The sequence below is a fragment of the Bradyrhizobium sp. F1.13.3 genome, from assembly GCF_040548265.1.
In the GTDB taxonomy this organism is placed as follows: Bacteria; Pseudomonadota; Alphaproteobacteria; order Rhizobiales; family Xanthobacteraceae; genus Bradyrhizobium.
In genome coordinates this window covers 1-5,743 of the sequence record NZ_JBEPRI010000053.1, presented here as the reverse complement: position 1 = coordinate 5,743, position 5,743 = coordinate 1, and the positions used below count along the sequence as shown (strand labels likewise).

Sequence of the window (5,743 nt, the reverse complement as noted above, 5' to 3'; positions counted from 1 at the left end):
TCGCTGCGACGATGAAGCCGAAAACCGAGGAGTCCGACGAGCTCTAACGGTTAACTGGAAAGATCAGCGCGCTGCGGCCTACCGCGTAGGGTTACGTCTATGGCGCCAGCGAGCCGTTGATCCGGATGCGACTAAGGCTAATGCGGTGCACGGCAAAAGTCGCATTAGGGTCGTCTCTAAAGGGGTGCATCCGCTTACGACCCGGATGCGCCATAATCAATCAAGTCACGGATGGCGACCCGGATCTCTATAACTCTTCGGGTTGATCTTGAGCGCGGTGACGAGTTTCTTAATCCCCGAACGGTAAGTTCACCGAACTTCGGTGGTCGAACGGGATCACGTTCTTGCTGCCGTCGCCCAGCCGCCCCAAGCGCGTATCAACGTTCTCCCGCTTCAGGTTGCACTCATCAACAGCGCGCTGTGCCTGCTGCTCGATGCCTCCGCCCATTACTTCTTTGCGTCGCTCAAATCGTATCTCGAACATGATGCCGGGTCGCGACACGCCATTCTATCCGGGCTGACCTCGCACGCTGGGTTTTGAAAACCGCCAAAGCAGCAGCCGTGTCCTGGAACCTGGCACGCGGAGGACAACGACTGTCGGGTGCATTCTCGCGGGAAGCAGGCTCGAACCGGAACAGCGAAGTAGACCGTCCTGCCATCAGCAGTAGCATTCTGCCGCTTAGGTGGAGGGCGATCTGTGACGTTGAACAGACGAGAGACGCTAAAGATTTCCGCAGGAGCAGTTCTCGCACCGGCGCTGGCACCCAGCCTCGCCGCGGGGCAATCTGCCCGCACGAAACTTGTGTTGTTGGGCACGACTGGCGGTCCGCCCTTGCAGGTTGGGCGAGCTGCACCTTCAAATGCCATTGTTGCCGGGGGCTCCCTTTACGTTATGTGGCAACGGCGTTGCCCGGCAGATCGTGCAAGCTGGTCTTAGGCTCAACGCGTTAAAAAGCATTTTCATTACCCATCAGCATTCGGACCACAACCTAGACTACGGAAACCTGTTTTATTTTGCCTGGTATTTGAGCTTGAGGAAGCCAGTGGACTCTTATGCCCCGCCACCATTGGCGGAAATGAAAGAAGTTCTTTGAGTTGAATGCTTTCGACATCGACATTCGAATTCGCGATGAAGGCAAACCCGATCCTAGGCCAATGGTTGTTCCGCATGAGATAGAGCTTGCCGGAATTGTGATGCAGGACGAGAATGTGAAGGTCAGTTTGTGTCTTGGCTGACCATCCACCGCTTCCGGTGGCGCTATCGTATCGCTTTAACACTGTAGATCGCTCTGTCGTTTTCTCTGGTGATACCCGAAAGACCGACGCTCTCATTGATCTTGCGAAAGGCGCGGACGTATTCGTGTGCGAGGCGCAATATCTTCCGGGAACGCGTCAGGTGCTCGACGCAGGCGTGAAAGTAGGCAGGTTCGATAAGGAGACCGCCGACAACCTTTTCAAAAGTATTTCAAGCCATGCACTTACGGTCGAACAGGCGGGCGAAGTGGCTCAAGCCGCGGGGGTCAACACGCTAGTGCTAAGTCATTTCGTTCCAGGAGATGGCGCTGTTCCTGATCAGGTGTTTGTGGACGAAGCCCGCAAAGCTTTCTCCGGCGAAATCATAGCGGGCCGGGGACTTACTCGAAATTTAGATTTTGCCTCAAGGTGTGACAGTCAATGTCTGGTTTGGGTCAACAGTGCCTGTTTCGGCCGCGAGCGGTCAGGTCCGGTTTACCAGCAAACTTCGGAAATGGCCGGGCAACGCCCGGACGGCCGCGTAGGCCCATCAGCGGACGTATCAAGCAGTTGCGGTGAGTAGGTGAGCTGCTATCGGGAACGATAATCCGCTACCACCGACGTATTTTCCCAAAGCCAATTCGGGACGCCACCAGTGACCTTGCCCCTTGAGCTTAATCCAGTTTGAAGTTCGTTCTGGCCCAAGCCGAGGACCAGAGCATGAAGCGCAAGCGGTTTACGGAAGAACAGATCATCGGGATTTTGAAGGAGCACGAAGCGGGGGTCCGGTCGCCGATCTCTGCCGGAAGCATGGTGTCAGCGATGCCAGCATCTACAAATGGAAGGCCAGGTTCGGCGGGAAGATTGCTCGCGGACCAGAGCGTGGAAGGCAGGCAGACACTGGATGCTGCAGGTCACATGGCCGTCAGCCAGCCATTCAGCAGGAGAGCGGGGCGGAAAATGGCCGGCCCATTTTGTGTATCGACGGCGAGCGCGCATGCGGCCATCAAAGCGTCACCGTAAGTACCTCGCAAACTATCGATACCTGGTGGCTCGAGTAGCCCGCGAGCTACTGCAGTTCGTGGGTGTTGAAAAGCGGAAGCGCAAGTCAACAGACTTCGTCGCCAGCGAGAACCGTAAAGGGGTCTCATAATCTGGACCTTCGCGGCCTCCCGAATGGCCTTGCGGTCGCCGCCCGATAGCGGAATTTGGATGATGCGTGGGGACACGGTCACCCAGACGGCGGAAAGCAAAGAGCACGCATCTGGTTAAGCTCACCGAGCCCTACCATGACGAAATTGAAGGGCTGGTGAAGGAGATGTGGCCGATCAGGGCGCGCACAGCAGACGGCAGACGAGCGAAATTTGAAGTGCTCGTTGCGTGTTGCATGAGTCCGGATTGGCAAGACGCCGACAAGGATGCTGACTGGGATACAATGATGGCACGTCATCTGCTCCTCGAATTTATGGGCGGCAAAGAAGCAGACGAGCTACGGCAGCGCTTCGCCGCCTGATAGACGTGATCGACACGGGCCGCCGGCTTACGCTGGCGGGCCTTACTGCCCGGAAAGGTTCAGCTCGCTTTCTTTCGTCCTGTAGAGGATGTTGGTGAACCCTATTGACCCTGCGGAGAAGACAAACAGACTGATTGATAGCCAATAGGAAATCACTTCGCGGCCTGGTGGTGCGAAAATCGGGAGAATGCAAGCCAAGGCCAACAGACCTGCGGCGAGACTAAGGCTCAGACGCTTAGTTTGTTCCGTTTCGCTAATGTATAGAGCATGCAGTGCCGACCGCTGTACTATAAATACTTCCTCGTCAGCGGCGTCAGCAGCGTCGCCAATGATCCGAGCTGTGCATAAGCCCCAAGGCGCAGAAAGGTTGACCGTAGCGTCGCGGGGTTTTCTCAGCGGGTTATTTCGTCCGCTCTCGTCAGCAGAAGACATTGAAATCCTCCCGCTTTGATTGAATCCCACTATCCTCGTTAGTCGCCGAGACAATGTCAACGATGACCTTCTCGCATTTGGAATCGAAGGCTTCTAACAGCGGGCAAATAGCCAGCAACATGGCAGGGGGCATGTCCTTCATTTGGCGTGCCTCGATTGTCACGGCTTCCCACGGTTCAAGGCGCGCATGATGCCAATCCGCGCAAGCATTGTGGGACCACCGCGCTCAGCTACCAGGATCATGGGCTCCATCGCGGCTTCACTAGCAAGGGCGCAACAAAATAGGAGCTTCGACGGGTTCAGATGACTGGACCCGGCCCAATCTAACTAAATAGGGGGGTGTGCTCGCCGGAAGGTTGCATGATGCTCGCGCCCATAATTTTCGGGGGCGAATCATGGCTAAAATCTCAACTAAGGTCGCTACGCGGATCACCACTCAGCTCAAGAAGTACCAGAGCGTACTAGCGGGGTTGCTGAAGCGCGATGTCAGCGAAGCCGACACGGTCACCGTTATCAACGATATGCTTACTGATATCTGCGGCTATGACAAATATCTGCATATCACTAGTCAGTATGCGATCCGCGGCACCTACGTTGATCTTGCTGTGAAGATTGACGACGACATCAGGTTCATCATCGAAGTCAAAGCTATCGGGATCGATCTCAAGGATGCCCATGTCAAGCAAGCCATCGATTACGCTGCGAATGAGGGTATCGAGTGGGTGGTGCTCACGAACGGCGCCCACTGGCGAATTTATAAAGTTCATTTTGGCCAGCCGATCGAGAAGATCCTTGTTTGCGAACTGGACGCCATTGGGGAAAGCGCCAAGAGCCCGGAAGCGCTGGAGTGCTTTGGAAACTTGAGCCGCGAAGGCTTTTCAAAGAGCACGATGGCCGAGTTTCTGCTGCACAAGCAGGTCACCAACAAGTTCACCGTCGCAGCAGTCTTGCAGACCGACTTTATCCTGGAGGTCCTGCGCCGCGAAATACGTCGGATGAGCTCTGGAGTAAAAGTGGAAGTGGACTATCTCAAGTCATTGCTACGCGAGGAGGTCATCAAGCGCGACCTGGTGGATAGTGATGAGGCGAAGGCGGCGCTCCAAAACATCAAGCGCCTCCAACGGGCCGCTACTCGGAAGAAGGCTACCCCCAAAGCTGCTGATGAAGCGCCCATAGTGGCGCCCGTCGAGGATGCTTCTGCCTCGCTCCCGCGAGCGGTCGCCAGTACTTGAGCAAAGATTGGGATGCGGCATCGGGAGTATCGCCGTTTGGCGGTCGCGGGCTTAAAAGGATCAGGAGCGGCGCTCGTTGACAACAATCAGGCTGAACAAGGATTGGGTGCTTGGCGAGCGACTAGGAGCCGGCGGCTTTGGCCAGGTCTTTGCTGCCGAGAGCCCAGATGGATCGGGAGCTGCGGTTAAGTTGGTCCCGAAGGCGTCTGGCGCGAACAGGGAGCTTTTGTTTGTCGACTTGAAGGGGGCTCGGGGAATCGTCCCAATAATAGACAGTGGTGAACAGGGCGAGCACTGGGTCCTTGTCATGCCTCGCGCAAGCAAATCGCTGCGAGATCATTTGACGAGCACGAACTCGCCTCTCAGTACGACAGACGCCACGTCGATTTTGATCGATATCGCTTCCGCCCTAACGGAGTTAGACGGCAAGGTCGTCCATAGAGACCTAAAGCCTGAAAACGTCCTCTGGCTAAATGGCAAGTGGTGTCTCTCGGACTTTGGCATTTCTCGATACGCAGAGGCGACAACGGCAGCAGACACTCGGAAGTATTCTCTTAGTCCGCCTTACGCTGCTCCAGAACGCTGGCGGGCCGAGAGAGCGACCGGAGCTGTTGACGTGTATGCTTTAGGCGTAATGGCGTTCGAAATACTCTGCGGCCGCAAGCCTTTCCCAGGCCCTCACATCGGGGACTATCGAGAGCAGCACCTGCATATGGAACCTCCGGCAATCGATGTAGGGACCTCGGTCCTTAAGGCGCTAATCACGGAGGCGCTCTTTAAGGCTCCTGGCGCTCGGCCTTCGGCTGCTAATTTGCTTGCTCGTCTGAACCGATCACAACAGCATCGCTCTGGCGGTCTAGGGAGGCTCAGCGAGGCCCATCTCGGGGAGGTTGCTAAACAGAGCGAAAGTGAGCGGCAAAAGTCGGCCGCGCGCTCTGCGACTGAACAGCGCGCCGATTTGTTCCAGGGCGCTTCCGCCTTGCTCGACAGCTTGTACGGCCAACTGTCAGAAGCAATTCTAGAAGCTGCACCGAGCGCTAAGAAGGGAAGGTTAGGTAAGAGGAACGGCGTCACTATCTCGCTTGGCACGGCTCAACTGGAGTTGGTGCCTCTTACAAAGACGCCGTCCTCTCCTTGGGAGTGGGAAGCTCCAGCATTCGATGTCGTAGCTCAAGCCGGAATGATTCTTCGCGTTCCTCGAGACAGATATGACTTCGAGGGGAGAAGTCATTCGCTATGGTGTTGCGCGGCGATCAGGATGGAAGAGCGCGTCAATCAAGGTGAGAGGGTTTCGCCGGGCTCGTGACGAAGGGAGGGCGTAGCCCGACCGGAG

Annotated in this window: 7 protein-coding genes and 1 pseudogene; 6 read left to right on the top strand and 2 right to left on the bottom strand. The window is 56.3% G+C overall.

What is annotated here, in order from left to right:
* Nucleotides 1-289: 289 nt before the first annotated feature.
* Nucleotides 290-502: a hypothetical protein gene (locus tag ABIB66_RS43315; protein ID WP_275169679.1), complete on the bottom strand. Its 213-nt coding sequence runs from the start codon at nt 500-502 to the stop codon at nt 290-292.
* A 593-nt stretch (nt 503-1,095) separates the two neighbouring features.
* Here ABIB66_RS43315 and ABIB66_RS43310 point away from each other — a divergent pair.
* From ABIB66_RS43310 to ABIB66_RS43295, 4 genes and pseudogenes are all read left to right on the top strand, one after another.
* Nucleotides 1,096-1,236 (top strand): MBL fold metallo-hydrolase, encoded by a 141-nt coding sequence (locus tag ABIB66_RS43310; protein WP_275169678.1) that lies wholly within the window; start codon nt 1,096-1,098, stop codon nt 1,234-1,236.
* Nucleotides 1,229-1,816, top strand: coding sequence for an MBL fold metallo-hydrolase (locus tag ABIB66_RS43305; RefSeq protein ID WP_354260071.1), 588 nt, complete (start codon nt 1,229-1,231; stop codon nt 1,814-1,816). Before ABIB66_RS43310 ends, ABIB66_RS43305 begins: the two co-directional genes overlap by 8 nt.
* 137 nt (nt 1,817-1,953) lie before the next feature.
* A pseudogene (locus ABIB66_RS43300) lies at nt 1,954-2,093 on the top strand (transposase); the annotation flags it as partial.
* Nucleotides 2,094-2,452: 359 nt separating this feature from the next.
* Nucleotides 2,453-2,746, top strand: coding sequence for a hypothetical protein (locus ABIB66_RS43295; RefSeq protein WP_275169676.1), 294 nt, complete (start codon nt 2,453-2,455; stop codon nt 2,744-2,746).
* A gap of 42 nt (nt 2,747-2,788) precedes the next feature.
* Here ABIB66_RS43295 and ABIB66_RS43290 read toward each other — a convergent pair whose 3' ends face one another.
* Nucleotides 2,789-3,178 (bottom strand): hypothetical protein, encoded by a 390-nt coding sequence (locus ABIB66_RS43290; RefSeq protein WP_275169675.1) that lies wholly within the window; start codon nt 3,176-3,178, stop codon nt 2,789-2,791.
* A 395-nt stretch (nt 3,179-3,573) separates the two neighbouring features.
* Between ABIB66_RS43290 and ABIB66_RS43285 the strand changes: the two genes are divergently transcribed.
* Both ABIB66_RS43285 and ABIB66_RS43280 read left to right on the top strand, forming a co-directional pair.
* Nucleotides 3,574-4,410: a type I restriction enzyme HsdR N-terminal domain-containing protein gene (locus ABIB66_RS43285; protein WP_275169673.1), complete on the top strand. Its 837-nt coding sequence runs from the start codon at nt 3,574-3,576 to the stop codon at nt 4,408-4,410.
* 106 nt (nt 4,411-4,516) lie between these two features.
* A complete protein-coding gene (locus ABIB66_RS43280; protein WP_354260074.1) occupies nt 4,517-5,716 on the top strand; it encodes a serine/threonine-protein kinase in 1,200 nt (399 codons plus the stop codon).
* The last annotated feature ends 27 nt before the right edge of the window (nt 5,717-5,743 follow it).

What these genes read in the sequence shown, in the direction of transcription:
- ABIB66_RS43290 (WP_275169675.1), bottom strand. Translation starts at nt 3,178, where the DNA reads ATGTCTTCTGCTGACGAGAGCGGACGAAATAACCCGCTGAGAAAACCC.
- ABIB66_RS43285 (WP_275169673.1), top strand. Translation starts at nt 3,574, where the DNA reads ATGGCTAAAATCTCAACTAAGGTCGCTACGCGGATCACCACTCAGCTC.